Annotated in this window: 25 protein-coding genes; 12 read left to right on the plus strand and 13 right to left on the minus strand. The window is 71.3% G+C overall.

All coding sequences use genetic code 11. From position 1 onward, the window contains the following. Positions 1-73: 73 nt before the first annotated feature. Both ACZ7DY_RS05145 and ACZ7DY_RS05150 read right to left on the minus strand, forming a co-directional pair. Positions 74-547 carry a carboxymuconolactone decarboxylase family protein gene (locus tag ACZ7DY_RS05145; RefSeq protein ID WP_471130315.1) on the minus strand — a complete coding sequence of 158 codons (474 nt, stop codon included), beginning with the start codon at positions 545-547 and terminating at the stop codon, positions 74-76. Positions 548-678: 131 nt separating this feature from the next. Then, positions 679-1323: a DUF4232 domain-containing protein gene (locus tag ACZ7DY_RS05150; RefSeq protein WP_471130318.1), complete on the minus strand. Its 645-nt coding sequence runs from the start codon at positions 1321-1323 to the stop codon at positions 679-681. 180 nt (positions 1324-1503) lie between these two features. On the opposite strand from ACZ7DY_RS05150, the gene ACZ7DY_RS05155 reads away from it, so the two are divergent. After that, positions 1504-2832, plus strand: a complete 1329-nt coding sequence (locus ACZ7DY_RS05155; RefSeq protein WP_471130321.1) for a helix-turn-helix domain-containing protein — start codon at positions 1504-1506, stop codon at positions 2830-2832. 155 nt (positions 2833-2987) lie between these two features. Further along, positions 2988-4196 carry an aminotransferase-like domain-containing protein gene (locus ACZ7DY_RS05160; RefSeq protein ID WP_471130324.1) on the plus strand — a complete coding sequence of 403 codons (1209 nt, stop codon included), beginning with the start codon at positions 2988-2990 and terminating at the stop codon, positions 4194-4196. Positions 4197-4220: 24 nt separating this feature from the next. Here the strand turns inward: ACZ7DY_RS05160 and argS are convergent, their stop codons facing one another. Next, on the minus strand, positions 4221-5987 hold the full coding sequence (gene argS, locus ACZ7DY_RS05165) for an arginine--tRNA ligase (RefSeq protein ID WP_471130327.1): 1767 nt from the start codon (positions 5985-5987) through the stop codon (positions 4221-4223). Between the two features lie 206 nt (positions 5988-6193). On the opposite strand from argS, the gene lysS reads away from it, so the two are divergent. Both lysS and ACZ7DY_RS05175 read left to right on the plus strand, forming a co-directional pair. Then, positions 6194-7969 carry a lysine--tRNA ligase gene (lysS, locus tag ACZ7DY_RS05170; RefSeq protein ID WP_471130330.1) on the plus strand — a complete coding sequence of 592 codons (1776 nt, stop codon included), beginning with the start codon at positions 6194-6196 and terminating at the stop codon, positions 7967-7969. Positions 7970-8115: 146 nt separating this feature from the next. Then, positions 8116-8325, plus strand: a complete 210-nt coding sequence (locus ACZ7DY_RS05175) for a hypothetical protein (protein ID WP_471130333.1) — start codon at positions 8116-8118, stop codon at positions 8323-8325. A gap of 27 nt (positions 8326-8352) precedes the next feature. On the opposite strand, the gene ACZ7DY_RS05180 is transcribed toward ACZ7DY_RS05175, so the two are convergent. The 3 genes from ACZ7DY_RS05180 to ACZ7DY_RS05190 all read right to left on the minus strand — a co-directional run bounded on the left by ACZ7DY_RS05180 (position 8353) and on the right by ACZ7DY_RS05190 (position 11715). Beyond that, complete coding sequence (locus ACZ7DY_RS05180; RefSeq protein ID WP_471130335.1) at positions 8353-9567, minus strand: DUF2637 domain-containing protein; 1215 nt, start codon at positions 9565-9567, stop codon at positions 8353-8355. Between the two features lie 175 nt (positions 9568-9742). Further along, on the minus strand, positions 9743-10651 hold the full coding sequence (locus tag ACZ7DY_RS05185; RefSeq protein WP_471130338.1) for a DUF3558 family protein: 909 nt from the start codon (positions 10649-10651) through the stop codon (positions 9743-9745). A gap of 143 nt (positions 10652-10794) precedes the next feature. Further along, positions 10795-11715, minus strand: coding sequence for a DUF3558 domain-containing protein (locus ACZ7DY_RS05190; protein WP_471130341.1), 921 nt, complete (start codon positions 11713-11715; stop codon positions 10795-10797). Between the two features lie 181 nt (positions 11716-11896). Here ACZ7DY_RS05190 and ACZ7DY_RS05195 point away from each other — a divergent pair, with 181 nt between their 5' ends. Beyond that, entirely contained in the window at positions 11897-13090 is a 1194-nt protein-coding gene (locus ACZ7DY_RS05195) for an RtcB family protein (protein ID WP_471130343.1), read from the plus strand. A 37-nt stretch (positions 13091-13127) separates the two neighbouring features. Here the strand turns inward: ACZ7DY_RS05195 and ACZ7DY_RS05200 are convergent, their stop codons facing one another. From ACZ7DY_RS05200 to ACZ7DY_RS05210, 3 genes are all read right to left on the minus strand, one after another. Beyond that, a complete protein-coding gene (locus ACZ7DY_RS05200; protein WP_471132307.1) occupies positions 13128-13337 on the minus strand; it encodes a hypothetical protein in 210 nt (69 codons plus the stop codon). 2 nt (positions 13338-13339) lie between these two features. Further along, positions 13340-14104: an SDR family NAD(P)-dependent oxidoreductase gene (locus tag ACZ7DY_RS05205; RefSeq protein ID WP_471130346.1), complete on the minus strand. Its 765-nt coding sequence runs from the start codon at positions 14102-14104 to the stop codon at positions 13340-13342. Positions 14105-14187: 83 nt separating this feature from the next. Next, the gene (locus tag ACZ7DY_RS05210) at positions 14188-14523 is read right to left on the minus strand and encodes a YnfA family protein (RefSeq protein WP_471130349.1); all 336 of its coding nucleotides are present in this window, start codon (positions 14521-14523) and stop codon (positions 14188-14190) included. Positions 14524-14750: 227 nt separating this feature from the next. Between ACZ7DY_RS05210 and ACZ7DY_RS05215 the strand changes: the two genes are divergently transcribed. After that, on the plus strand, positions 14751-15170 hold the full coding sequence (locus tag ACZ7DY_RS05215) for a MarR family winged helix-turn-helix transcriptional regulator (protein ID WP_471132310.1): 420 nt from the start codon (positions 14751-14753) through the stop codon (positions 15168-15170). Between the two features lie 30 nt (positions 15171-15200). Here the strand turns inward: ACZ7DY_RS05215 and ACZ7DY_RS05220 are convergent, their stop codons facing one another. From ACZ7DY_RS05220 to ACZ7DY_RS05230, 3 genes are all read right to left on the minus strand, one after another. Further along, positions 15201-16646 (minus strand): MFS transporter, encoded by a 1446-nt coding sequence (locus ACZ7DY_RS05220; protein WP_471130351.1) that lies wholly within the window; start codon positions 16644-16646, stop codon positions 15201-15203. A 150-nt stretch (positions 16647-16796) separates the two neighbouring features. Then, entirely contained in the window at positions 16797-17303 is a 507-nt protein-coding gene (locus tag ACZ7DY_RS05225; protein WP_471130354.1) for a GNAT family N-acetyltransferase, read from the minus strand. A gap of 80 nt (positions 17304-17383) precedes the next feature. Further along, the gene (locus ACZ7DY_RS05230; protein WP_471130357.1) at positions 17384-18301 is read right to left on the minus strand and encodes a DUF6597 domain-containing transcriptional factor; all 918 of its coding nucleotides are present in this window, start codon (positions 18299-18301) and stop codon (positions 17384-17386) included. Positions 18302-18411: 110 nt separating this feature from the next. Between ACZ7DY_RS05230 and ACZ7DY_RS05235 the strand changes: the two genes are divergently transcribed. After that, positions 18412-19065: a TIGR03086 family metal-binding protein gene (locus ACZ7DY_RS05235; protein ID WP_471130360.1), complete on the plus strand. Its 654-nt coding sequence runs from the start codon at positions 18412-18414 to the stop codon at positions 19063-19065. Positions 19066-19171: 106 nt separating this feature from the next. Here the strand turns inward: ACZ7DY_RS05235 and ACZ7DY_RS05240 are convergent, their stop codons facing one another. Beyond that, a complete protein-coding gene (locus ACZ7DY_RS05240) occupies positions 19172-19609 on the minus strand; it encodes a hypothetical protein (protein WP_016640275.1) in 438 nt (145 codons plus the stop codon). A 347-nt stretch (positions 19610-19956) separates the two neighbouring features. On the opposite strand from ACZ7DY_RS05240, the gene hemL reads away from it, so the two are divergent. From hemL to ACZ7DY_RS05265, 5 genes are all read left to right on the plus strand, one after another. Then, positions 19957-21282 carry a glutamate-1-semialdehyde 2,1-aminomutase gene (gene hemL, locus ACZ7DY_RS05245; protein ID WP_471130364.1) on the plus strand — a complete coding sequence of 442 codons (1326 nt, stop codon included), beginning with the start codon at positions 19957-19959 and terminating at the stop codon, positions 21280-21282. Then, complete coding sequence (locus ACZ7DY_RS05250) at positions 21279-21983, plus strand: histidine phosphatase family protein (protein ID WP_471130366.1); 705 nt, start codon at positions 21279-21281, stop codon at positions 21981-21983. The genes hemL and ACZ7DY_RS05250 overlap by 4 nt, the downstream gene beginning before the upstream one ends. Before the next feature lie 194 nt (positions 21984-22177). Continuing rightward, the gene (locus ACZ7DY_RS05255) at positions 22178-23401 is read left to right on the plus strand and encodes a polysaccharide deacetylase family protein (protein ID WP_471130368.1); all 1224 of its coding nucleotides are present in this window, start codon (positions 22178-22180) and stop codon (positions 23399-23401) included. 130 nt (positions 23402-23531) lie between these two features. Then, positions 23532-24170, plus strand: coding sequence for a TlpA family protein disulfide reductase (locus ACZ7DY_RS05260; RefSeq protein WP_471130371.1), 639 nt, complete (start codon positions 23532-23534; stop codon positions 24168-24170). Continuing rightward, positions 24170-24934: a cytochrome c biogenesis CcdA family protein gene (locus ACZ7DY_RS05265; protein WP_471130374.1), complete on the plus strand. Its 765-nt coding sequence runs from the start codon at positions 24170-24172 to the stop codon at positions 24932-24934. Before ACZ7DY_RS05260 ends, ACZ7DY_RS05265 begins: the two co-directional genes overlap by 1 nt.

A 24934-nucleotide genomic window follows, 5' to 3' on the forward strand; every position in this document is an offset into this window, starting at 1 on the left:
GTACCGACTATTTTGTGCGGTACTCACCAGAAGGTGCGTGTGCCGGCCGGAACTCCCCCGTGCCGCGGGGGTGTTACGCGAACTGGCCCGGCCGGTAGTCGCCGGCGGGCTGCTGGGTGATGACGTTCAGCCGGTTGAAGGTGTTGATGAGGGCGATCAGCGTCACCAGGCCGGCGAGCTGCTCCTCGTCGAAGTGCTTGGCGGCGTTCTTCCAGACCTCGTCCGGGACCCCGCCGGCCGTGTCGGCGATGCGGGTGCCCTGCTCGGCCAGCTCCAGCGCCGCACGCTCGGCCTCGGTGAAGACCGTGGCCTCGCGCCACCCGGCGATCAGGTGGAGGCGCGTGGCGGTCTCGCCCGCGGCGGCGGCTTCCTTGGTGTGCATGTCGAGGCAGAAACCGCAGCCGTTGATCTGGCTGGCGCGGATCTCGACCAGGGCCTGTGTCGCGGCCGGCAGCCCCGTTTCCGAGACGACCTTCCCCACCGCGACCAGGTGCTTCAGTGCCTTGCCCAGGCTGGGGCTGGTGAAGAGGTTCAGTCGGGTGTCCATGATGCGCTCCCTGTACGTGGTCGGTCCTACACCACTACGACGGAGCGACCGCCGTCAGATGTGACAGGGCCGAATGTGACCTGCGTCTCGCCGGGACCGTGCCCTTTCCCGGGCCGGCAGGGCGTGCGCGGTCACCGGGTCAGCGCGGCCTCCGGCGACGTCTGCCAGTAGGTGGTCGTGACCGTGTCGTCCACGTGGACGCCGCCCGCGGGCAGCTTCGCGACCGCCTCCCTGCCGACGCTGCCGTGCGTCGACCGGGCGGCGAAGAGGACGCCGAGCCGGTGCGCGGTGCGGCCGTGCCTCCCGCCGCCGTCGGCCGCCGACGTCGTGACGCCCGCGTACGCCGACCCGCCGGGCTCCATCGTGACGACCGCCTGCGGCACCGTGCCGGTGTCGGTGCCGGCGGGGGCCTGCGCGTCGTCGAAGCGGAGGTAGGGGGCGCCGTAGGCGTGACAGGGGGTGGTGCCGGTGTTCGTGACGGTGATCAGGAGGTGGTTCACGGGGCGCGGGACCTCGGTGACCTTCACCTCGACCCGCGCGCCGGTGCAGGTGACCGGTTTCCCGCCACCCGCGGTGCGCCGGTTGGTGGCGGGCGGCGACTCCGTGCTGTGCTGGGCAGCCGTCCGTGCCGCGAACGTCGCCGCGCCCTCGTCCCGGGTGCCGGTGCCGTCCGCGCAGGCCGTCAGGGAGAAGGTGCCGAGGGTGATCACGGTGGCCGCGGCCGCGCGGAGTGCGAGGGCGTGACGGGTGTTCGTAACGGTACTGGTGCGGAACATGGCTGATCCTTCGTGACGAGTGCCGTGAACGGCATGCTTGGATGACGACAGCCTGTGCGGTGCACCGTCCCAGCCGCCACGGGCGCGGGGGAGTTGGGGACGCCGGAACGTTCGTAACGGCTCTGGCCAGGGCATACGGCACCGCCCTGGAACGACTGACTGGAATGGGGGAGGGCAGAGATGGCGTCGCTCGCGGAGCTGCTTCGGGAGCTCAAGGAGCGGTCGGGGCACAGCTATGGGGTGCTGGCCAAGCGGCTCCACATGAGTACGTCCACCTTGCACCGCTACTGCAACGGCGACGCGGTGCCCACCGAGTTCGCCCCGCTGGAACGGTTCGCGCGCCTCTGCAAGGCGGCGCCGGAGGAGCTGGTGGAGGTCCACCGGCGGTGGATCCTGGCCGACGCGGACCGCGGCCGCAAGACGGAATCTCCCGCCCCCGCCAAGCAGGCGCCCACGTCCGGCGCGTCACGACCCGACAGCCCCAACGGCCCTGCGGCTCAAGCCCCTTCGGACTCGGCGCCGGCCGACTCCGACTCCGACCCTGAGTCCGGCTCCGATGACGCGCCCCGTCCCTCGCGCAAGCGGCAGACCCTCGTCCTCGCGGCCGCCGTCGCCGCCGTCGTCGGGATCGGCTCCATCGCCCTCGCGATGAACGGTGCCGGGGACGACGGGCACAAGAGCAGCGCCGAGAAGGCCGTCTCGTCGGGTCCGAGCGGCGCCCCGTCCGCGTCACGGAGCGCGGCCGAGAGCAAGGACAAGCGCAAGGGCGAGGACAAGGACAAGGACAAGAGCGACGCCAAGAGCAGCGGGGCCCCCTCCAACTCGCCCTCGAAGAAGGGCGGTCCGGTGCCCGACTCCGCCCGGAGCGGCAAGGGGCCCGCGTCCGGTGGCGCGCAGGGCAACTTCGACATGGTGAGCACGCGCACCAGGCCGTACGCCTACGACGACCCCTGCGGCAGGGACTTCCTCGTCAACCGCAAGGCCGCCGAGGTGCCGCAGCCGCCCGCCGCCCCGCAGGACACCTCCAGCTGGGTCGGCGACCTCGGCGCCGTCGCGTCCGGCAGCCAGTACATCGAAGTCACCGTGCAGGGCCTCGGCAAGGAGACGGTCGTCCTCGAGGGCATGGACGTCCGCGTGCAGAGCACCAGCGCGCCGCTGGCCTGGAACAACTTCCAGCTGGCGACCGGCTGCGGCGGCGACGTCTCCACCAAGTCCTTCGGCGTCGACCTCGACGACGCGGCGCCCCGCGTCACCCCCAGGGCGGGCCAGCGCGACTTCCCGTACAAGGTCAGCGAGAACGACCCCGAGGTCTTCTACATCAACGCCGGTGTCGCGTCGCACGACGTCCGCTGGTACCTCGAACTGCGGTGGTCCAGCGGCAAACGGCACGGTGTGGCCCGCATCGACGACCAGAGCAAGCCGTTCCGCACGAGCGGCAAGGCGGGACGCCCCACCTACGGCTGGCCGCCCGGCGCGGTGAAGTGGGAGCGGCAACTGCAGGACGGCTGAGCCCATGTCGTGACGGTGGTCCCTGGAGTGAGGGCGGTCCCCGGAGTGACGGCGGTACCGGTACGGTCCCGTCCGCATCCCGGAACGGCACGTGTAGAGGGCAAACACGTGCTTAGGGTGCGGGCAGAGCCATCCGAGCCGAAGGAGCCGTCGCCGTGACCGTCACCGAGCCAGCCCGTACCGCCGCCCCCCTGCCGCCGTTCGCCGCGCGCGCCGCCGCGGTCGGCGGCTCGCCGGTACGGGACATCCTCGCGGTCACCGCCCGGCCCGAAGTCATCAACTTCGCGGGCGGGTTGCCCGCCCCCGGCCTCTTCGACGGCGAGGGCATCGCGGCCGCCTTCCGCGCGGTGCTCGCCGAGACGCCCGAGCGGGCGCTGCAGTACTCGACGACCGAGGGCGAGCCCGCGCTGCGTACCGCGATAGCCGCGCGCGCCGCCGCCCGCGGACTGCCGACCGGCGCCGACGACATCCTGGTCACCACCGGATCGCAGCAGGCCCTCTCGCTCCTCGCGACCGCGCTGATCGAGCCCGGCGACACCGTCCTCGTCGAGAACCCCTGTTATCTGGCGGCACTTCAGGCCTTCGCCCTCGCGGGCGCGCGCGTGGTGCCCGTGCCCTGCGACGCGGCGGGCATCGACCCGGCCGCCCTCGACGAACTCGTCGCCCTGCACCGCCCCAAGCTGCTCTACACCGTCCCCACCTTCCAGAACCCGACCGGCCGCACCCTGCCCGCCCAGCGGCGCGCGGCGGTCGCCGAGGTCGCCGGGCGGCGCGGGGTGTGGATCGTCGAGGACGACCCGTACGGCGAGCTGCGCTTCGAGGGCGAGCGCGTCCCGTGGATCGCCACGTATCCGGGGGCGGCGGACCGCACCGTACTCCTCGGCAGTTTCTCCAAGGTCATGGCGCCCGGTCTGCGCCTCGGCTGGCTGCGCGCGCCCGCCGCGCTGCTGCGGGCCTGCGTCGTCGCCAAGCAGGCCGCGGACCTGCACACGCCGACCGTCAACCAGCTCGCCGCCGCGCGCTACCTCGCCGACCGGGACCTGGACGCGCACGTCGCCCGTGTCGCCGGGATCTACCGCGAGCGCCGCGACGCGATGCTCGCCGGGCTCGGCGGGGCGCTGCCGGAGGGGTCCGGCTGGATCCGGCCGGAGGGCGGCATGTTCGTGTGGGCGAAGCTGCCCGAGGGGTACGACACGACGGAGCTGCTGCGCAGTGTCGTCACGCACGACGTGGCGTACGTGCCGGGGGCGCCGTTCTTCGCGGGTGAGCCGGACCGCTCCACCCTGCGGCTCTGCTTCGTGACGCAGTCCCCCGACGAGATCGCCGAGGGACTGCGGCGGCTGGGGAACGCGCTCCGGGGGTAGCGGCCGCCACCCCCGGAAGCGGCCTCAGAGGCGCTCGGGCGTCCTGATGCCCATCAGCGCCATGCCCTGGTGCAGCGTCCGCGCCGTGATGTCGCACAGGAACAGGCGGTTCTCGACCTGCGCCGGGGTGTCCGCCTTCAGGACCGGGCACTCGGCGTAGAACGTCGTGTACAGCGACGCCAGCTGGTAGAGGTACGCGGCCAGCTTGTGCGGGGCGTACTCCTCGGCGGCCTCGGCGACCACGGCCGCGAACTGGTCCAGGTGCAGGCCGAGCGCCCGCTCGGCCGGGACGAGCTCCAGCTCGGGGTGGGCCGCCGGGGCGGCGTCGCCGCGCAGCCGCAGGATCGACCTGATGCGGGCGTACGCGTACTGGAGGTAGACCGACGTGTCGCCGTTGAGCGAGACCATCTGGTCCAGGTCGAACTTGTAGTCCCGCGCCGCCGACGTCGACAGGTCGGCGTACTTCACGGCGCCGATGCCGATCTGCTTGCCGTTCTCGACGATCTCTTCCTCGGTGAGGGCGATCTTCTCGTTGTTCTTCTCGCGCACGACCGCCGTCGCCCGCTCGATCGCCTCGTCCAGGAGGTCGATCAGGCGCACCGTCTCGCCCTCACGCGTCTTGAACGGCTTGCCGTCCTTGCCGAGGACCGTGCCGAAGCCGAGCTGCACCGCCTTGACGTCGTCCGTGAGCCAGCCCGCCCTGCGGGCCGTCTCGAAGACCATCTTGAAGTGCAGCGACTGCCGTACGTCCACGACGTAGAGCAGGGTGTCCGCCTTCAGGTTGAAGACCCGGTCGCGGATGGCCGAGAGGTCGGTGGCCGCGTACCCGAAGCCGCCGTCGGACTTCTGCACGATCAGCGGCGACGGATTGCCGTCCGGGCCCTTCACGTCGTCGAAGAAGACGCAGAGCGCGCCGTTGGAGCGGACGGCGACGCCGGACTCCTCCAGCATGCGGCAGGTCTCCGCCAGCATGTCGTTGTAGCCGGACTCGCCGACGATGTCCTCGTCGCGGATGGCCACGTCCAGCTTGTCGAAGACGGAGTAGAAGTAGATCTTCGACTCGTCGACGAACCGCTGCCAGATCGCGAGCGTCTCCGGGTCGCCGGCCTGCAGGTCCACCACCCGGCGCCGGGCCCGCGCCTTGAAGCCCTCGTCGGAGTCGAAGAGCACCTTCGAGGCCTTGTAGACGCGGTTGAGGGTGGACATGGCGGCCTCGCCGTCGGCGTCGTCGCCGTGGTCGAGCTCGGTGGGGTGCTCGGTCAGATACTGCACGAGCATGCCGAACTGCGTGCCCCAGTCGCCGATGTGGTGGCGGCTGATCACGTTCTCCCCGGTGAACTCGAGGATCTTCACCACGGAGTTTCCGATGACGGAGTTCCGCAGGTGGCCGACGTGCATCTCCTTGGCCACGTTCGGCTGGGCCCAGTCGATCACCGTCGTGCCGGGCCGCTCCACGAACGGCACGCCGAGCCGGTCGCCGTCGGCCGCCCGCGCCGCGAGGTTCTCGGTGATCGCGGCGTCGGTGACCGTGATGTTGAGGAAGCCGGGGCCCGAGACCTCGATGTCCTTGATCAGGTCGGGGGCGGTGATCCCCGCGACGACCTGCGTGGCCAGCTCGCGGGGGTTGCCCTTCAGCTTCTTCGCGAGCGCCAGGATGCCGTTGGCCTGGAAGTCCGCCCGGTCGCTGCGTCGCAGCAGCGGGTCCGCGGAACCGGCCTCCGGCAGGGCAGCCGAGAGGGCGTCCGCGAGGCGCTGGTGGACGGAGGCGGTGAGGGACGTGACCGGGGCCATGAGCTTCCGTTCTCGTGAGTCCGCGGGATCCGCGTGGGTCCGCGATCCGCGTAAATGGAGTGCGTGAAGGTGCCCTTCGAGTGTCCCATGAGCCCGACGGCGGTTTCTCCTCCATAAAGACGGCCGGGCGCAACCCCGGACCGGGTCCCGCCGTCTGGGACAATGGCGTACGCCGGATTCCAGGAACTTCGAGGAAACAAGAGGACGTGCCGATCGTGGCAGCTCAGAGCACCGATACCACCGACTGGGTCTCCCGCTACGCGGACGAGGTCATCGCCGAGTCGGAGCGTCGTGCCCCGGGCAAACCCGTCGTCGTCGCCTCCGGTCTCTCCCCCTCGGGCCCGATCCACCTCGGCAACCTCCGCGAGGTCATGACCCCGCACCTCGTCGCCGACGAGATCCGCCGCCGCGGGTACGAGGTCCGCCACCTGATCTCCTGGGACGACTACGACCGGTACCGCAAGGTCCCGGCGGGCGTCGCGGGCATCGACGACTCCTGGGCGGAGCACATCGGCAAGCCGCTGACCTCCGTCCCGGCCCCGGCCGGCTCCGCGTACCCGAACTGGGCCGAGCACTTCAAGGCCGCGATGACCGAGGCGCTCGCCGAGCTCGGCGTCGAGTACGACGGCATCAGCCAGACCGAGCAGTACACCTCGGGGGCCTACCGCGAGCAGATCCTGCACGCGATGAGGCACCGCGGCGACATCGACGCCATCCTCGACCAGTACCGCACCAAGAAGGACCCCGCCAAGGCCGGGCAGCAGGGCAAGGGCAAGGGCAAGCAGCAGCAGAAGCCCGTCGACGAGGCCGAGCTGGAGGCCGCGGAGGGCTCCGGCGCGGCGAGCGAGGACGACGGCAGCGGCGGCACCGGCGGATACTTCCCGTACAAGCCCTACTGCGGGCAGTGCGAGAAGGACCTGACGACGGTCGTCTCGTACGACGACGAGACCACCGAGCTCGTCTACACCTGCACGGCGTGCGGCTTCGGCGAGACGGTCCGGCTCAGCGAGTTCAACCGCGGCAAGCTGGTCTGGAAGGTCGACTGGCCGATGCGCTGGGCGTACGAGGGCGTCATCTTCGAGCCGTCCGGCGTGGACCACTCCTCGCCCGGCTCGTCGTTCGTCGTCGGCGGCCAGATCGTCCGGCAGATCTTCGACGGCGTGCAGCCCATCGGCCCCATGTATGCCTTCGTGGGCATCTCCGGCATGGCGAAGATGTCCTCCTCCAAGGGCGGCGTGCCGACCCCGGCCGACGCCCTGAAGATCATGGAGGCGCCGCTGCTGCGCTGGCTGTACGCGCGCCGCAGGCCCAACCAGTCCTTCAAGATCGCCTTCGACCAGGAGATCCAGCGGCTCTACGACGAGTGGGACAAGCTGGAGGCCAAGGTCGCCGACGGCTCCGTGCTGCCCGCCGACGCCGCCGCGCACTCCCGCGCCGTGCGCACCGCCGCCGGTGAGCTGCCGCGGACCCCGCGCCCGCTGCCGTACCGCACGCTGGCCTCCGTCGCCGACATCACCGCCGGCGCCGAGGACCAGACGCTGCGCATCCTGCGCGACCTCGACCCGTCCGACCCGATCACGTCCCTGGACGAGACCCGGCCGCGCCTGGACCGCGCCGAGAACTGGATCACCACCCAGGTCCCGGCCGAGGCCCGCACCATCGTCCGCTCCGAGCCGGACACGGAGCTGCTCGCCTCGCTGGACGACGCGGCCCGCGACTCGCTCCGCCTCCTCCTGGAGGGCCTGGACTCGCACTGGTCCCTCGACGGCCTCACCCACCTCGTGTACGGCGTGCCGAAGGTGCAGGCGGGCTTCTCGGCGGACGCGACGGCGAAGGAGCTCCCGGCCGAGATCAAGGTGGCGCAGCGCACGTTCTTCGCGCTGCTGTACCGCCTCCTCGTCACCCGCGAGACCGGCCCGCGCCTGCCTACGCTGCTGCTCGCGGTGGGGGCGGACCGGGTCCGCAAGCTGCTCGCCGCCTAGGGTCCGCCCGGCGGACCCGATGACACGGCGAAGGCCCCGTTCCAGCAGGAACGGGGCCTTCGCCGTGCGCGGTGCATCCTTCGGACTACCGCGGATTCGGCCGGAGGCAGGACGCGCGCCCCGGAACCGCCGCCGATCATGGACGTATGAGAGAAATCATCGGCATCGTCGGCTGGATCGTCGGAATCCAGGGCGCCCTGGGCGTCGCGGGACGGACGTTCGGCGACGGCCCCTGGGGCATGCTGCACAAGTGGTGGGACCTGCCCACACCGCTGTACGCCGCGCTCTTCGTGGCGGGAGCGGCGCTCGCCCTCTACGGGGAGACGTCGAAGCACCGGCACAAGTCCCGCACCTGACGGTCCCGCGCACCGAAAGCGGCTGCTCTACGCGATGTGGTCTTCCACGAACTCGTTCTCCAGGCGGGCCGAGAAGCGGTCCATGTAGTTGTTCAGCTCGCGGGACTGGAGGCGCAGGCCGTAGGCCGCCTCCGCGTTCGCCGCGAAGGTGCCCGGCGTCGGCATGCCCTCGCCGTCTATCGACTGACGGAACACCTGGTACAGGTCCTCGTCGGTCGGGCCGGGCGGCGCGCCGCCCTCGGGCACATGGGGGTGCTCCTGCTCGTACGCCTGCGGGGGCTGCTGCTCCCCGGGCGGCGTCGCCTGCTGCCGCTCCTGCTCCGCGTACCACTCGTCGTACGGGGCGACGGGGGCGTAACTGGCGTTGTGTGCCGCGAACCAGGGGCTCGCGTGGTTGCCCACCGGGAGGGTCTCCTCCTGGGGGCCGGGCGCCGGGTCCTCCGGGGCCTCGGGCTCGGCGGGCTCGGCGGGCTCGGGATCGGGTGCGGGCGCGGCCGTCAGCTGCTGCCGGGGCTCCTCGGCGGTCTGCGCCGCCGGGGCCGGGGCGGGCGGCAGCAGCACCGGTTCGATGCCCGCCGCGGCGAGCCCGGCGGGGGCGGTCTCGGCGAGCGGGACGCCGAAGCGCGCCAGGCGCAGCGGCATCAGCGACTCGACCGGCGCCTTGCGGCGCCAGGCACGGCCGAACCGGGCCTGCAGGCGCGCCTGGTAGACGAGGCGTTCCTGTTCGAGCTTGATGACCTGCTCGTAGCTGCGCAGCTCCCACAGCTTCATGCGGCGCCACAGCTTGAAGGTGGGGACGGGGGAGAGCAGCCAGCGGGTGAGGCGCACGCCCTCCATGTGCTTGTCGGCGGTGATGTCCGCGATCCGGCCCACCGCGTGCCGGGCCGCCTCGACGGCGACCACGAACAGCACCGGGATCACCGCGTGCATGGCGACGCCGAGCGGATCGCCCCAGCTGGAGGCGGCGTTGAAGGCGATCGTCGCCGCCGTGAGGAGCCACGCCGTCTGCCGCAGCAGCGGGAAGGGGATGCGCAGCCAGGTCAGCAGGAGGTCGAGGGCGAGCAGGACGCAGATGCCCGCGTCGACGCCGATGGGGAAGACCGCCGAGAAGTCGCCGAAGCCCTTCTCCTCGGCGAGTTCGCGCACGGCCGCGTAGGACCCGGCGAAGCCGATCCCGGCGATGACGACCGCTCCGGAGACGACCACTCCGATGAGTATCCGGTGCGTGCGTGTCAGCTGCATCGCGGCCACCCGCGAACCCCTCCCTGTTCAAGGCCTGTGTCGGCTTGTTGCGAGCGACAGCCTGGCACATGCGTGCACAAGGCCGTGGGGCGGTACGCCGGGAGCCCGGCCCACCGGGGGCCGGGCTCCGTCAACTCGCCTGCCGGGGGCGCCGGTCGGCGCCGCCCTCGCCGGGTCAGGACTTGCTGCTGGTGTCCTTCTTCTTGTCCTTGGAGTCGTCGGACTTCGAGTCGTCGGACTTGGAGTCGTCCTTCTTCGAGTCGTCCTTCTTGGAGTCCTCGGTCTTCGCGTCGTCGCCCTTCGGCTTGCCGCTCGCACCCGAAGACGCCTTGCCGCCACCGTTGTTGGCGGAGACGACCGCGTCCACGGCCTCCTTCGCCGCCTTCTGCGCGTCCTTCGACAGCTTGCCCGCGTCAGGGGAGTCGTCGCCGGCGAGGCCCGCGCCGTTGTAGTCGACCGTGATGACCACGTTCTCCACGCGCGCCACGAACGTCTGCTGCTTGAAGGTGTCCTTGTCCTTCTTCAGGTCGTACCGCACCAGCGTCGCCTGCTCGCCGACGCCCTGCACCGGCTCCGTCTTGACGCCCTTGGCGTCCTTGGTCGCCTTGGCGTCCTCGACCTGCTTGGCGAAGTTGTCCTGCGCGCGCTGCGCGCCGCTGCCCAGCGAGGCGTCCGACTCGAAGCGCAGCTGCGAGACGCGCAGCCAGCGGAACTGCGAGCCGTCCACGCCGTTGTTGTCGAGACTGTCCCAGGAGCAGCTGCCGCGCAGCGCCGTGTCGCTGGACGTGCCGGCCTTGCCCGACTTGTCCCTCGCCTTGGGCACCAGGTCCTCGAGCGTCTTCTTCGACAGGACCTCGCAGGGCTCGGGGAGCTTGGCGTAGGCGGCCTTCTCCACGCTCGCGGCCTTGTCGCCGCCCTTGGCCGGAGCCGAGGACTTCGTGCCCGAGCCCTTGCCGGCCTTGTCGGATCCGGAGTCGGAGCCGGAGTCGGAGGAGCAGCCGGCGACGAGGATCACCGGTACGGCGGCCGCGCAGACGAGGAGGCGGCTGCGGAGCTGTCGCTTTCGCTGTGCAGGTCGGTGCATGGTTCCTTCACTCTGTTCGTCTCGTGACGTCCAGTTCGTCTCGTGACGTCGTCGGGTCCGAGGGGCCACGGTACGCGCATGGGGCGACGGGCGGTCCGCTTCGGGGGAGCGGGACGCCCGTCCGTGCCCGCGCCGGCCGGGGGCTACTCGTCGAACTCGCCGGCCAGGCTGTCGGCCAGATCCTGGGCCTTGTCCTGCATTTCCTTGCTGTCGGGGACATCCGTGCGGCGGCCGGGCTGCTCGTCGTACTCGATGGTCACGATGACGTTGGACGTGCGGAACACCACAGTCACGGTGCGGTGACGGGAGGCCGACGCGGCGGTGGTCAGGGCGTCGTCGAGGAAGGCCTCGTCGCCCAGGTCGGAGAGGGTGCGGGGTTCGAGCCCCGGGGGCGGGGTGGCGGGCTCGGAGGCGCCGGTGCCGTCCGCCTCGACGTCGTCCTCGCCACTCTTCGAGCCCTTGTCCTTGTCTCCGTCCTCGTCCCTGCCCTTGCCGTCGTCCGCTCTGCCCTTCTTGCCGCCCTGCGCCGTGTCGCCGGACGCGGAGTCGCCGGACCCCTCCGTGGAGTCGTCGCCGTCGTCCTCGTCGCGGGACGAGGAGCCGGCGGGCACGGGGAGCCCCGCCTCCTTCAGCTTCGACGCGTAGACCTCCGCGGCGCGGGCGTCGTCGCTGACGGTCCCGTCGTACGAGACGACCCGCTCGAAGTCGACGAGGAGGTGGTGGGAGGCGCCGGACGACTCGACCTTCCAGTTGCAGCCCACGCGCCGGTCGGTGTCGTACGTCACCGTCGGCGTCCCCTCGTACGCCTTCTCGCGCTGCTCGGTGTCGGCGATCTCCGGGATGCCGGGCAGCATCGCGTCGAGGGTGCCGTGGTCGACCTCGCCGCAGGGCTCGGGGAGCGTGCGGTACTTGCCGGGCTGGGCCGGGGCGGTGGAGCTGCCGCCGCTGCCCGGCTTGGAGTCGTCGCTGTCGTCGCCGAGGCCCGACCCGCTGGTGCAGCCGGTCAGGATCACCGCGAGGAGGGCGGCGACACCGGGGAGACAGGCCTTGGCCTTCCGCTGCACCGTGATGGCTCCTCTCGCCTGGCTGTGCCTGGATATTGGGTTGCCGCTGGTGGGCGACCGGTGGAGACAATGTGTATCGCACGCACTGCCGTGGACGCCGGTCCGTCACCCTTTTCGTTGACCTTGGCTCCGGTATTTGCGCTTCTAGGCTTGTAGTGGATTACGGGGGAATGAGGATGTTATGTCGTATGTAGAGGTGCCCGGGGCAAAGGTACCGATCCGGCTCTGGACGGATCCGGCCACGGTCGAGGACTCGGCCATGCAGCAGCTGCGGAACGTGGCGACGCTGCCCTGGATCAAGGGCCTGGCCGTCATGCCGGACGTGCACTACGGCAAGGGCGCGACGGTCGGCTCGGTGATCGCCATGCGGGGCGCGGTCTGCCCGGCGGCGGTCGGCGTCGACATCGGCTGCGGCATGTCGGCGGTCAAGACGTCGCTGACCGCGAACGACCTTCCGGGTGACCTCTCACGGCTGCGGTCGAAGATCGAGCAGGCGATCCCGGTGGGGCGCGGCATGCACGACGACCCGGTGGACCCGGGACGCTTCCACGGCCTGGCGACGGCGGGCTGGGAGGACTTCTGGGGGCGGTTCGAGGGTGTCGCGGAGGCGGTCAGGTTCCGTCGCGAACGCGCCACCAAGCAGATGGGCACGCTCGGAGCCGGCAACCACTTCGTCGAGTTCTGTCTGGACGAGTCGGGATCGGTCTGGCTGATGCTGCACTCCGGCTCCCGCAACATCGGCAAGGAGCTGGCCGACCACCACATCGGCGTGGCGCAGCGGCTCCCGCACAACCAGGACCTCGTCGACCGCGACCTCGCGGTCTTCGTCGCGGACACCCCGCAGATGGCCTCGTACCGCAACGACCTCTTCTGGGCCCAGGAGTACGCGAAGAACAACCGCGCGATCATGATGGCGCTCTTCAAGGACGTCATCCGCAAGGAGTTCAAGAAGGCCCGGCCGACGTTCGAGCAGGAGATCTCCTGCCACCACAACTACGTCAGCGAGGAGCGGTACGACGGCATGGACCTGCTGGTCACCCGCAAGGGAGCGATCCGCGCCGGGTCGGGGGAGTTCGGCATCATCCCCGGCTCCATGGGGACCGGTTCGTACATCGTGAAGGGCCTCGGCAACACGGCGTCCTTCAACTCGGCCTCGCACGGCGCCGGCCGCCGGATGAGCCGGAACGCCGCGAAGCGCCGCTTCTCGACGCGGGACCTGGAGGAGCAGACGCGGGGCGTGGAGTGCCGCAAGGACTCCGGCGTGGTGGACGAGATCCCCGCCGCGTACAAGCCGATCGAGCAGGTCATCGACGAGCAGCGCGACCTCGTGGAGGTCGTGGCGAAGCTGAAGCAGGTCATCTGCGTGAAGGGCTGAGGACGGCCCGCCGCCGCCTCTCCGGCCGGCCCCGCGCCTACTTGGCGTGGGTGACCGCGTAGATCATGACGAACGCCACGAGGTGGATGCCGAAGAGGAAGTACGCGAGGTACCACCACACCATGCGTTCGTTCTTCTTCTCCTCGGCGAGGCGGCGGGACTCGTGCTCGTGCGTGAGGCGTTCGAGCGGGTCGCTGGAGTCGGCGGAGTAGGCGGGGGTGCCGGGGTCGTCGCCCGGGAGCGTCATCGTCACGCTTCCCGGTGCACCTTGGTGTTGGAGGCCTGGGCGCGCGGGCGGACCACCAGGAGGTCGATGTTGACGTGCGGGGGACGGGTCACCGCCCAGGTGATCGTGTCCGCCACGTCGTCGGCGGTGAGCGGCTCGGCGACGCCCGCGTAGACCTTCGCGGCCTTCTCGGCGTCGCCGCCGAAGCGGGTCAGCGCGAACTCGTCCGTCTTGACCATGCCGGGGGCGACCTCGATGACGCGGACCGGGGTGCCGACGATCTCCAGGCGGAGGGTCTCGGCGAGGACGTGCTCGGCGTGCTTGGCGGCGACATACCCGCCGCCTCCCTCGTACGTCCCGTGGCCCGCGGTGGAGGAGAGGACCACGACCGTGCCGTCGCCGCTCGCGGTGAGCGCGGGCAGCAGGGCCTGCGTGACGTTCAGCGTGCCGATGACGTTCGTCTCGTACATCTGGCGCCAGTCGGCGGGGTCGCTGGCGGCCACGGGGTCCGCGCCGAGCGCGCCGCCCGCGTTGTTCACCAGGACCGCGACCTTCTTGAAGGCCGTCGCGAAGGTGTCCACGGCGGCGCGGTCGGTGACGTCGAGCGCGTACGCCACCGCGTCGTGCCCGGCCTCGGTCAGCTCCGCGGCGAGCGCCTCGATGCGGTCCTTGCGGCGGGCGGTGAGGACGACGCGGTACCCGGCGGTGGCGAGACCGCGGGCGGTGGCGGCGCCGATGCCGCTGCTCGCGCCGGTGACGATCGCGATGCGGTGGGCGGCGGCGGTCATGTGCGCTCCTCGGGCAGACGTGGCTGGTGGTGGGAACAACGCGGCGGGCTCCGCCGGTCTTCCCGTCAGAATAGGCGGGCCGTTCAGCGGCCCCGCGGGGCGTACATGATCACGGCCATGCCGGCGAGGCAGATCAGGGCGCCCGTCACGTCCCAGCGGTCGGGGCGGTAGCCGTCCGCGACCACGCCCCAGGCGAGGGACCCGGCGACGAAGACGCCGCCGTACGCGGCGAGGATGCGGCCGAACTCGGCGTCCGGCTGGAGCGTGGCCACGAAGCCGTAGATGCCGAGGGCGATGACGCCCGCGCCGATCCACGCCCAGCCCCTGTGCTCGCGCACGCCCTGCCAGACGAGCCAGGCGCCCCCGATCTCGAAGAGGGCGGCGAGGAGGAAGAGGGCGGCGGAGCGGGTGACGACCATGGTCGACAGGGTGGCACGCGGCCGCCGGAATACGTGCGTCGTACGATTGCTGTTCCGCGCAGCTACCGGCCTCAGGGCCTCTCGGAGGAGCGTGCCCCGACATGGCGAGTCCCAGGAACACCGGGAAGAGCGACGAGAACAGCAGGGGTGCGGCCGGGAGCGGGCGGGCCGAGGGGGCCAGGCGCGGGCTGCTGCTCGGTGAGCTGTCCGTCGAGTCGCGCCGCTACATGGCCTCGTACGCCCTCTTCAACCAGGCCGTCGCCGACCACCTGGGGCTGCACCCCACCGACGTGCAGTGCCTGAACCTGCTCGGTCTGGAGAACGGCCCGGTCACCACCGGCCGCGTCGCGGAGCTGACCGGCCTGACGACGGGATCGGCGACCCGGCTCGTCGACCGCCTGGAGAAGGCGGGCTATGTCGTACGCGAACGGGACGCCGCCGACCGGCGACGGGTGCTCGTGGCGACGGTGCCGGAGAAGGTGGCCGAGTTCGGGCGCATGTGGGGGAAGCTGAGCGGCGGCTGGTACGAGCTCTTCGAGGGGCTCGACGACGACGAACTGGCCCTGCTCATCGGCCACATGAGGCGCACCGTGGAGTTCAGCGGGGCGCAGGTGGAGCGGATCAGGGGCGGAGAGCTCGACGGCTGACGCGACCGGTCCGGCGCGTCGGTGGTGGTCTCAGGGGTGGTGCCCGTCCGGGGCCTCGCGTGGCAGCAGGCGTACGAGGGGGCAGCACAGCAGCGTGAGGCCCGCGACGACGGCCAGGCTGACGGTCATGGCGTGTCCGGCGCCGCCGTCCGCGGTCTTGAAGAAGACGGTGGTGACCGCGGCGGCGCCGAGGGCGTTGGCGAGTTGCTGCACCGCGCCGAGCGAACCGCCGGCGCTGCCCGCCTCCGCCGGGGCGATGTCGCCGACCGTGACGTCGTAGACGGTGCCGAAGCAGGTGCCCATGCCCGCGCCGATGACGAGCAGGGGCAGGGCGAGGGCCGGCCTGCCGGTGTCCGTGCCCGAGGCGGCGGTCAGGGCGAGCAGGGCACCGGTGCCGGCGAGCGTGATGAGCAGGCCGGCGAGGACGAGGGCGCGGCCGAACCTGCCGATGAGCCGGTGGCAGGCGATCGAGGCGACGACGATGCCGGCGGAGAGCGGGAGCAGGCCGAGCGCGGTGCCGGAGGGCGACAGGCCGAGGCCGCGCTGCAGGAAGAGCGAGATGACGTAGAGCAGTCCGGAGACGGCGGCGAAGAAGACGACGCCGAGGGTCAGGCCCGAGGTGAAGCCGCGGTTGCGCAGCAACGAGGGCCGGATGAGCGGGTTTTCGGCCGTGGCCTGGCGGCGGCAGAAGAGGGCGAAGGCGAGGAGCCCGGCGGCGGCGAGCAGCCCGGGGACGGCCGTCCAGCCGTGGGCGGAACCCTCGATGAGGCCGGAGAGCAGGCCGAGCATCGCGCAGCCGAGGAGCGCGGAGCCGAGCCCGTCGACGGAGGTGCCGGGGTCGCCGCCGTCCTTCGGCAGGAGGCGGACGGCGGCGAGGAGCGCGGCGCCGCCGAGCACGAGGTTGATGAGGAACATGGGGCGCCAGCCGAGGCCGCCGAGGTCGGCGTCGACGAGGAAGCCGGCGAGCACGGGACCGCCGACGGCGGAGAGCCCCATGACGGGGCCGAAGAGGCTGAAGGCCTTGCCGATGTGCTCGCGGGGCCAGGTGGCGCCGAGGATGCCGAAGCCCTGCGGGATGACGAGGGCGCCGAACGCGCCCTGTGTCAGGCGGGCGACGACCAGGGCCGCGGGGATGGGGGCGAGGCCGCAGGCGAGTGAGGCGAGCGTGAAGCCCGCGAGGCCGAGCAGGAAGAGGCGCCGCCGCCCGTACTTGTCGCCGAGCCGCCCGCCGACGACGAGGAGGGTGCCGAGGGCCAGCGCGTAGGAGGCGCCGAGCCACTGGACGAGCGCGGAGCCGCCGCCGAGCTCCTCGGAGATGGCGGGGGCGGCGATGTTGGTGATCGTGGCGTCGACGAGGTCGAGGACGTCGGCGGCGAGCACGACGGCGAGGACGGCCCACCGTCTCCGGGCGGAAAGGCCCGGCGCTCTGGACGGGGCGCCGGGGGCGTCCGTGGTGGGTGCGGTGTCCGTGGGCATGGAGGGGTCCTTCGGGGATGGGGAGGGAGCAATGCTTAATGCCTGCGTCGCGCATCATCTGCGTGACGCAGGTAAATGTGAGGGACGGGCCCCGAAGCTGTCAAGGCGATTCGGGGCGAGGGGGAGGGGCGGCGGTGAGAGGCGCCCGCCTCAACTCAAGGTGACGCGCCAGTCGTTGCAGGGATGCCAGTTGCCCTTCGGGTACTCGATCGTCGCCTCGCCGCGGAGCGTGAACCCCGCCTTGCGGCACACCGCGTTCGACGCGCCGTGGTCCGTCGCCGGAAAGGCGTGCAGGTGGGCGTGGCCGCCCGCCGCCCTCGCCGCCTCGATCACCAGCCGCGCCGCACCCGCGGCGACACCCATCCCCTGGAACGCGGGGAGCACGCCCCACCCCGTCTCCCAGACCGTCGCGCCCTGCCAGGTCGTCTCCCAGTACCCGATCGAACCCGCCGTCCTGCCGTCCACGGTGATGCGGAACATCTGGCCCTTGCCGTCGAGGTCCAGATAGCGGCGGTGGCGGTCGGCCACCTTCTCGGGCGACTCGGGGCCGCCCAAGTGGGCCGTCATCTCGGGGGTGTTGAGGCCGAGGAGCAGCGCGAGGCCACCTTCGTCCGACCAGGGTTCGAGCCGCGTCTGTGGTGCCTGTGATCGCTCCATGCGTGCACGGTAGGCGGAGGGTCCGACATCGCGGCCGGGACGCCGCCACGCGGACGCCGTGGCCGCGGGGCCCGAAGCCCTCAGTGCGGCCCGTACGCGGTCGGCGGCACGCCCACCGTCGCCGTGAAGTCCCGTACGAGATGGGCCTGGTCGGCGTAGCCGAGCGTGGCCGCGAGGTCGGCCCAGTCCACGTCCCGCGCCGACTCGGCCCGCTCCAGGGCCTCGTGGATGCGGTACCGCAGGATGATCCACTTCGGCCCAACGCCCACGTACGCGTGGAAGAGCCGCTGGAGCGCCCGCACCGACATGCCCTCCGCGCGCGCGAACGCGTCCACGCGCCGGATCGAGCGGTCCGCGCGGATGCGTTCGACGAGGGCCGTCGCGAGGTCGGCCCGCGGGTCCGGCGCGGGGCGCAGGCCGAGCAGGAAGGCGTCCAGTGCCGCCACGCGCGCGTGCTCGTCGTCGGGGGTGAGGACCGCCCGCACGGCGCTCGCCGCTTCTTCGGCGGTGTACGGGAAGACCTCGTCGAGCGGGAGCCGGCGGCCCGTCCACTCCGACACGGGACGGTCCGGCGCGAAGGGGCGGAAGGCGCCCGGCCGGAACTGCACCCCGCACACCCGCCCGCGCCCCTCCAGCTTCGTGCTGAAGAGACCGAGTCCGATGCCCGCGACCTCGCCGAAGCGGTGCCGCCCGGAATCGGGCGTGTGGGGGCCGTGCGGCGCGTACGACTGGAAGACCACGTTCACGGACGGGTGCGGCACCACGTGGGAGGCGTAGGGCTCGGGGAGGTCCCAGTCGATCAGCCAGTAGTGCTCCAGGTACGGGCGCAGCGCCGCCGTGGGCGCGTGGCGGCGGAAGCGGACCCTGGCGAAGAGCCCGGCCGCGTCCACGATGCCCCGGGTGTCGCGGCGCGGCCCGGCCGCCCCGGCCTCTGGACCTGCGTCTGGGGCTGGGTCTGGGGCGGGGCCCGCGCCTGGGCCCGGGGCTGCGTCCGGCATGAGGGGATCGTAGGGCGGGCGGGGAGGCGGAGCCCCTCGGCGCGGTGTCGGTCGGCGCGGTGTCGCGTTTCTTCAAGCCGCGGGCGGCCCGCCCTTCGTACGGTCGCCCCATGGACACTTCACACAACCCCGAAGGCGCCGTCGAGGGCACACCTGCGGGCGCCGGCGAACACACCCCGGCCCCCAGGGTCAGCGAGCTGCTCGCCGTGGCCGTCCGGCGCGCCGCGCCCGTCGTCCGGGCCCTCCCCGACGACCGCCTCGGCGACCCCACCCCGTGCGCCGACTACGACGTGAGCGCGCTGGTCAACCACCTCTTCCACGTCGTCGTCCAGTTCCAGGAGCTGGCCGCCAAGCGTGACTCGGACTTCTCCACGACCCCCGACTACGTGGCCGGGGGCGGCGACTGGCGCGAGCGCCTCCTCGCCGAGGCGGAGAAGCTCGTCCGCGCCTGGGGCGAGCCGGGTGCCGACGAGGGCACGACCGGCGCGATGGACATGCCCGCCGGGACCGTCGCCGACATGGTGCTGCTCGACCTGACCGTGCACGCATGGGACCTGGCCGGCGCCACCGGGCAGGAGTACCGGCCGGCGGACGTCGTCGTGCGGCGGCTCGCCGACGCGGTCGAGGGCATGGCGCCGATGGCCCGGAAGATGGGCGTCTTCGGCGAGGCGGTACCGGTGGCGCCGGACGCCTCCGCCTTCGACCGGCTGCTCGCGACGACGGGACGCGACCCGAACTGGCGCCGGGAGAGCGCCGGTCGCTAGGGCCGGGCACTAGAACCAAACGCTGGGCCCGGGTCTCCTGCCCCGCCGCGAAGACCACCGGCACTTCGTCACGTCGTCGTCCCGTACGACCCGGGCGAGCAGTGGTTCAGGGCCACACCAGGCAGTACGCCTGATGCCCCGCGTCGTGCAGCCGGTGGCTGAAATCCTGCCACTCGTGCAGCAGTTGGTAGACGTTGAACGCGTCGCGCGGGCCGCCGCGGTCGGGGACGGTGGACCAGATGAACGCCGCGGCGCCCACCGACTCCTCGCCGATGCCGCGCAGCGGGTCGACGACGGTCATCGGGAGCTTCACCACGGCGTAGTCGGGGTGGAGGACGACCAGCTCCAGCGGGGGGACCTTGTGCAGGGGTATGCCCTCGATGCCGGTGAGGACCATCGCGGCCATCGTCTCCGGCTTGATCTTCGTGAACATCCCGCCCATGCCGAGCTCGTCACCGCCGAGCTCCTCGGGCCGCATCGAGATCGGTACGCGGGCGGCGGTCGCGCCGTCCGGGGCTCCGAAGTACTTGTACGTCACCCCCACCCCGCCACTCCTGCTGGTCACCCGGTCCCGCCGGGACTCTCCGAACCCGTCGGGCCCGCCGCGGGCCTGGTCGGGCGCCGGAGCCGGTTCCGCTGCCGCCGCCTCGCGCCGGTGCTTGCCCCGCCGGGCACGCCGGGGGCCCAGGCCGTCGGTCCCCTCGCCCAGTCCGCCACCGCGATGCATATCTCCACCCGACTGCTTTTCCAGGGCGGCACGGCCCTGTCTTTTCTAGGCCTCGCGGCCCCCGCCACGCAACCCGATCATCGTGTCAGTGACCTCCCCCACGGTCACCCTCTAAAACGTGGAGTGAAACACCTGTCCGCAGGATGTCCGGACGCTCTGACACCATGGCTCGTGTGAGCTTCCCGTATAGCGCCCCAGTTTCGCAGACTCTCTTCGACCGTGCGGCGGCCGTGACGCCCGGCGGTGTGAACTCTCCCGTGCGCGCGTTCCGCGCTGTGGGTGGTACGCCCCGTTTCATGGTGTCCGGTGCCGGTCCGTACCTGACTGACGCCGACGGCCGCGAGTACGTCGACCTCGTGTGTTCGTGGGGCCCGATGATCCTCGGGCACTCCCACCCCGAGGTGATCGCCGCCGTGCAGGAGGCCGTCTCGCGCGGCACCTCCTTCGGTACGCCCGGTGAGGGCGAGGTCGCGCTCGCCGAGGAGATCGTCGCCCGCGTCGACCCCGTCGAGCAGGTGCGGCTCGTCTCCAGCGGCACCGAGGCGACCATGTCCGCCATCCGGCTGGCCCGCGGCTTCACCGGCCGCGCCAAGGTCATCAAGTTCGCCGGCTGCTACCACGGCCACGTGGACGCCCTGCTCGCCTCGGCGGGTTCGGGCGTGGCCACCTTCGGCCTGCCCGACACCCCCGGCGTCACCGGCGCCCAGGCGGGCGACACCATCGTCGTCCCGTACAACGACCTGGAAGCGGTGCACGAGGCCTTCCACAAGTACCCCGGTGAGATCGCGTGCGTCATCACCGAGGCGTCCCCGGGGAACATGGGCGTCGTCCCGCCCCGCCCCGGCTTCAACGAGGGCCTCAAGGACGCCTGCGGCAAGAACGGCGCCCTGTACATCTCCGACGAGGTGATGACCGGCTTCCGTACGTCGAAGGCCGGCTGGTACGGCGTGGACGGCGTGCGGCCCGACCTGATGACCTTCGGCAAGGTCATGGGCGGCGGCTTCCCGGCGGCGGCCTTCGGCGGCCGCGCCGACGTGATGGCGCACCTCGCCCCGGCCGGCCCCGTCTACCAGGCGGGCACGCTCTCCGGGAACCCGGTGGCGACGGCGGCGGGCCTCGCCCAGCTGCGGCTCCTGGACGACGCGGCGTACGCCGAGGTCGACGCCGTCTCCGAGCGGCTGCGCTCGCTGGTGACCGAGGCGCTCACCAAGGAGGGCGTCGCCCACCGCCTGCAGAACGCGTCGAACATGTTCTCCGTCTTCTTCACCGACCGCGAGGTGCGGAACTACGAGGACGCCAAGGCGCAGGAGTCGTTCCGCTTCACCGCCTTCTTCCACTCGATGCTGTCGCAGGGCGTCTATCTGCCGCCGTCGGCCTTCGAGTCCTGGTTCGTCTCCACCGCCCACGACGAGCGGGCGATCGAGCGCGTCGCCGCCGCCCTGCCGGCCGCCGCGCGCGCGGCCGCGGAAGCCACGGAGGTCTCCGCATGAGCGGCACGGCCACGGGCGACGAGCTGACCGTCGTCCACCTGATGCGCCACGGCGAGGTGCACAACCCGGACGGAATTCTGTACGGGCGCCTCCCCGACTACCACCTCTCCGAGCTCGGCCGGCAGATGGCCGACCGCGTCGCCGAGCACCTCTCGCGGCGCGACATCACACACGTCGTCGCCTCGCCGCTGGACCGCGCCCAGGAGACGGCCACGCCGATCGCCAAGGCGCACGGCCTGGACCTGGCCACCGACGGACGCCTCATCGAGGCGGACAACGTCTTCCAGGGCAAGACCTTCGGGGTGGGCGACGGCGCCCTGAAGAACCCCGAGAACTGGAAGCACCTCGTCAACCCCTTCAAGCCGTCCTGGGGCGAGCCGTACATCGAGCAGGTCGTACGGATGATGGGCGCCCTGGAGGCGGCGAAGGACGCGGCCCGCGGCCACGAGGCCGTGTGCGTCAGCCACCAGCTGCCGATCTGGATCGTGCGCAGCTTCGTGGAGAAGCGGCGGCTGTGGCACGACCCGCGCAAGCGGCAGTGCACGCTGGCGTCGCTGACGACGTTCACCTACCGCGGCGACAAGATCGTCTCGGTGGGTTACAGCGAGCCGGCCCGCGATCTCGTCCCCGCACATCTCCTCGCCGGTGCCAAGCCCGTCAAGGGCAGGAATAAGGGCAACAGCAAGGCATTCGGGGCCTGATAATCCGTGAAAACCCCGCGGGTGATCGACGTGGGGTAATCACGCGGCGACTCTATGTCCCTTTCAGGTAAGTCGTTCAAATAATTGCGGCCACCCCGGAACCCCGGTGTTCGTCGCGCCCTCTAACGGGTTGTCCCTCTTGTCCGGCACATACGGCAGGAAGGGGACCCAGGGGCGCGACGAATGGGGATGGAATGCGCGACATCAGCCGCAGGGGAATGCTCGGACTCGGAGCCGGCGCGGCCGCCGCTTTCGGGCTCGCGGCGTGCGGCTCGGGCGGCGACGGCGATTCGTCCGGGCCCGCGGGAAAGGCCGGTGACGGCAAGGACGGGGCCGGCAAGCACCCGGCGAAGCCGATCGGCGACGGCTCGACCGCCTATACCGGCAAGCAGCCCCGCCAGCCGGGCAAGCCCGTTCCGCTGGAGCCCGGCGAGACGCCCCCGCAGTTCGTGATCTTCTCCTGGGACGGTGCGGGCGAGGTCGGGAACGGACTGTTCCCGCGCTTTCTGAAGCTGGCCGAGGACCACGACGCGCACATGACGTTCTTCCTCTCCGGCCTTTATCTGCTGCCGGAATCGAAGAAGCGTCTGTACCGGCCGCCGAACAACGCGGTCGGCGCTTCCGACATCGGTTATCTCACCGACGGTCACATCAAGGACACGCTGAAGTACGTACGCCAGGCCTGGCTCGAGGGCCATGAAATCGGCACGCACTTCAACGGGCACTTCTGCGCGGGCACGGGTTCGGTCGCCAACTGGACGTCCGCGCAATGGCAGGACGAGATCGACCAGGCGAAGTCCTTTGTGAAGAAGTGGCGCACCAACACCGGCTGGACCGATCTGCCGTCGCTGCCCTTCGACTACGAGAAGGAACTCGTCGGCGGCCGCACGCCCTGTCTGCTCGGCCAGAACAATCTGCTGCCGACCGCCAAGAAGCTCGGCTGGCGCTACGACGCGTCCTCGCCCGGCGGCCGCCAGCGCTGGCCCCAGAAGAAGATGGGCGTCTGGGACCTGCCGCTCCAGGGCATTCCCTTCCCCGGGCACTCCTTCGAGGTCCTGTCGATGGACTACAACATCCTCGCCAACCAGTCGAAGAACTCCACGAAGGCGCCGCCGGCCAACTACCCGGGCTGGCGCAAGCAGGCCACCGAGGCCTACATAGCCGGCTTCGAGCGCGCCTATGAGAGCAACCGCGCGCCGTTCTTCATCGGCAACCACTTCGAGGAGTGGAACGGCGGCATCTACATGGACGCCGTCGAGGAGGCCCTCAAGCACATCGCCGGCAAGAAGGACGTGCGTCTCGTCTCCTTCCGCCAGTTCGTCGACTGGCTCGACGTCCAGGACCCGAAGGTGCTCGCCAAGCTCCAGGGCCTGGAGGTCGGCCAGCAGCCTGCGGGCGGCTGGAAGAGTTTCCGCTAGCCTCGCCCGGCCCTTCCCGTATGGCCCTCTCCGGAGCTCCTGAGAGGGCCATACGCGCGTCTGAAGAGGGCGATCCCGTCTGTGGAGGGGGCGCGGAAGATCCCTGATACGGACATGCGAAACTTTTCACATGAGTGTTGCCTGCCGTGCCCCACAACACCGCATCGATAGCAGCAATCGACGTCGCAGCCGTGCCGCCCTGCTCACCGCAGGAGCCGCGGTCGCCGCGCTGGCGCTGTCCGCCTGCAGTTCCGGCGGCATGTCGGGCGGTTCCGGAAACACCAATTTCGTCGCCGGCTCCGATGGCATCGCCACCGTCAAGAAGGGCGACCGCAAGGCGAGTCCCTCGCTCGACGGAGAGACCCTCGACGGCAAGAAGCTGAACATCGCCGAGGATTACAAGGGCAAGATCGTCGTCCTCAACGTCTGGGGCTCCTGGTGCGCGCCGTGCCGCGCCGAAGTGCCGCACTTCGTGAAGGTCGCCGAGGAGACCAGGTCCAAGGGCGTCGAGTTCGTCGGCATCAACACCCGCGACCCCGAGCGCGGCCCGGCGATCCAGTTCGAGAAGGAGCACAAGGTGCCCTACCCGAGCCTGCACGACCCGACGGGCAAGCTGATGCTGCGCTTCCCCAAGGGCTCGCTCAACCCGAACTTCATCCCCTCCACGCTCGTCATCGACCGTGAGGGGAAGATCGCGGCCCGCTCCCAGCAGCCGCTGAACGAAGAGAAGCTGCGCAAGATGATCGACCCGGTCCTCGCGGAGAAGTGATGACCACCCTCGCCGCCATCAGCGGACCGAACCAGACCGTGATGAGCGGCGCGCTCCTGCTCGCGCTGCCCATCGCCCTGCTCGGCGGTCTCGTCTCCTTCTTCTCGCCGTGCGTGCTCCCGCTCGTGCCCGGCTATCTGTCGTACGTCACCGGGGTCAGCGGCCAGGACATGGCCGAGGCCAAGCGGGGCCGGATGGTGGCGGGCTCCGGGCTCTTCGTGCTCGGCTTCACCGTCGTCTTCGTCTCGTACGGGGCGCTCTTCGGCGAGTTCGGGCGGACCCTGCAGGAGAACCAGAGCATCGTCACGCGGGTGCTCGGCGCGGTGATGATCCTGCTCGGGTTCTTCTTCATGGGGCTCATGCCCAAGGTCTCCCAGCGGGAGTTCCGGTTCCACAAGAAGCCCGCCGTCGGCCTCGCGGGCGCCCCGATACTGGGCGCCCTGTTCGCCGTCGGCTGGGCGCCCTGCGTCGGCCCCACGCTCGCCGCCGTCAGTGTGCTCTCCCTCGACCAGGCGAGCGCGGGACGCGGCGCGCTGCTGAGCGTGGCGTACTGTCTGGGACTCGGCGTCCCGTTCATCCTCGCGGCCGTCGCCTTCCGCAAGGCGCTCGGCGCCTTCGGCTGGGTGAAGCGGCACTACGTCTGGGTGATGCGCATCGGCGGCGTCATGATGATCGCGACCGGGCTGCTCCTCGTCACCGGCGTGTGGGACAGCATCGTGCAGCAGATGCAGGTCTGGTCCAGCGGCTACACGGTGGGGATCTGA

The organism is Streptomyces sp. NPDC037013, assembly GCF_055607265.1.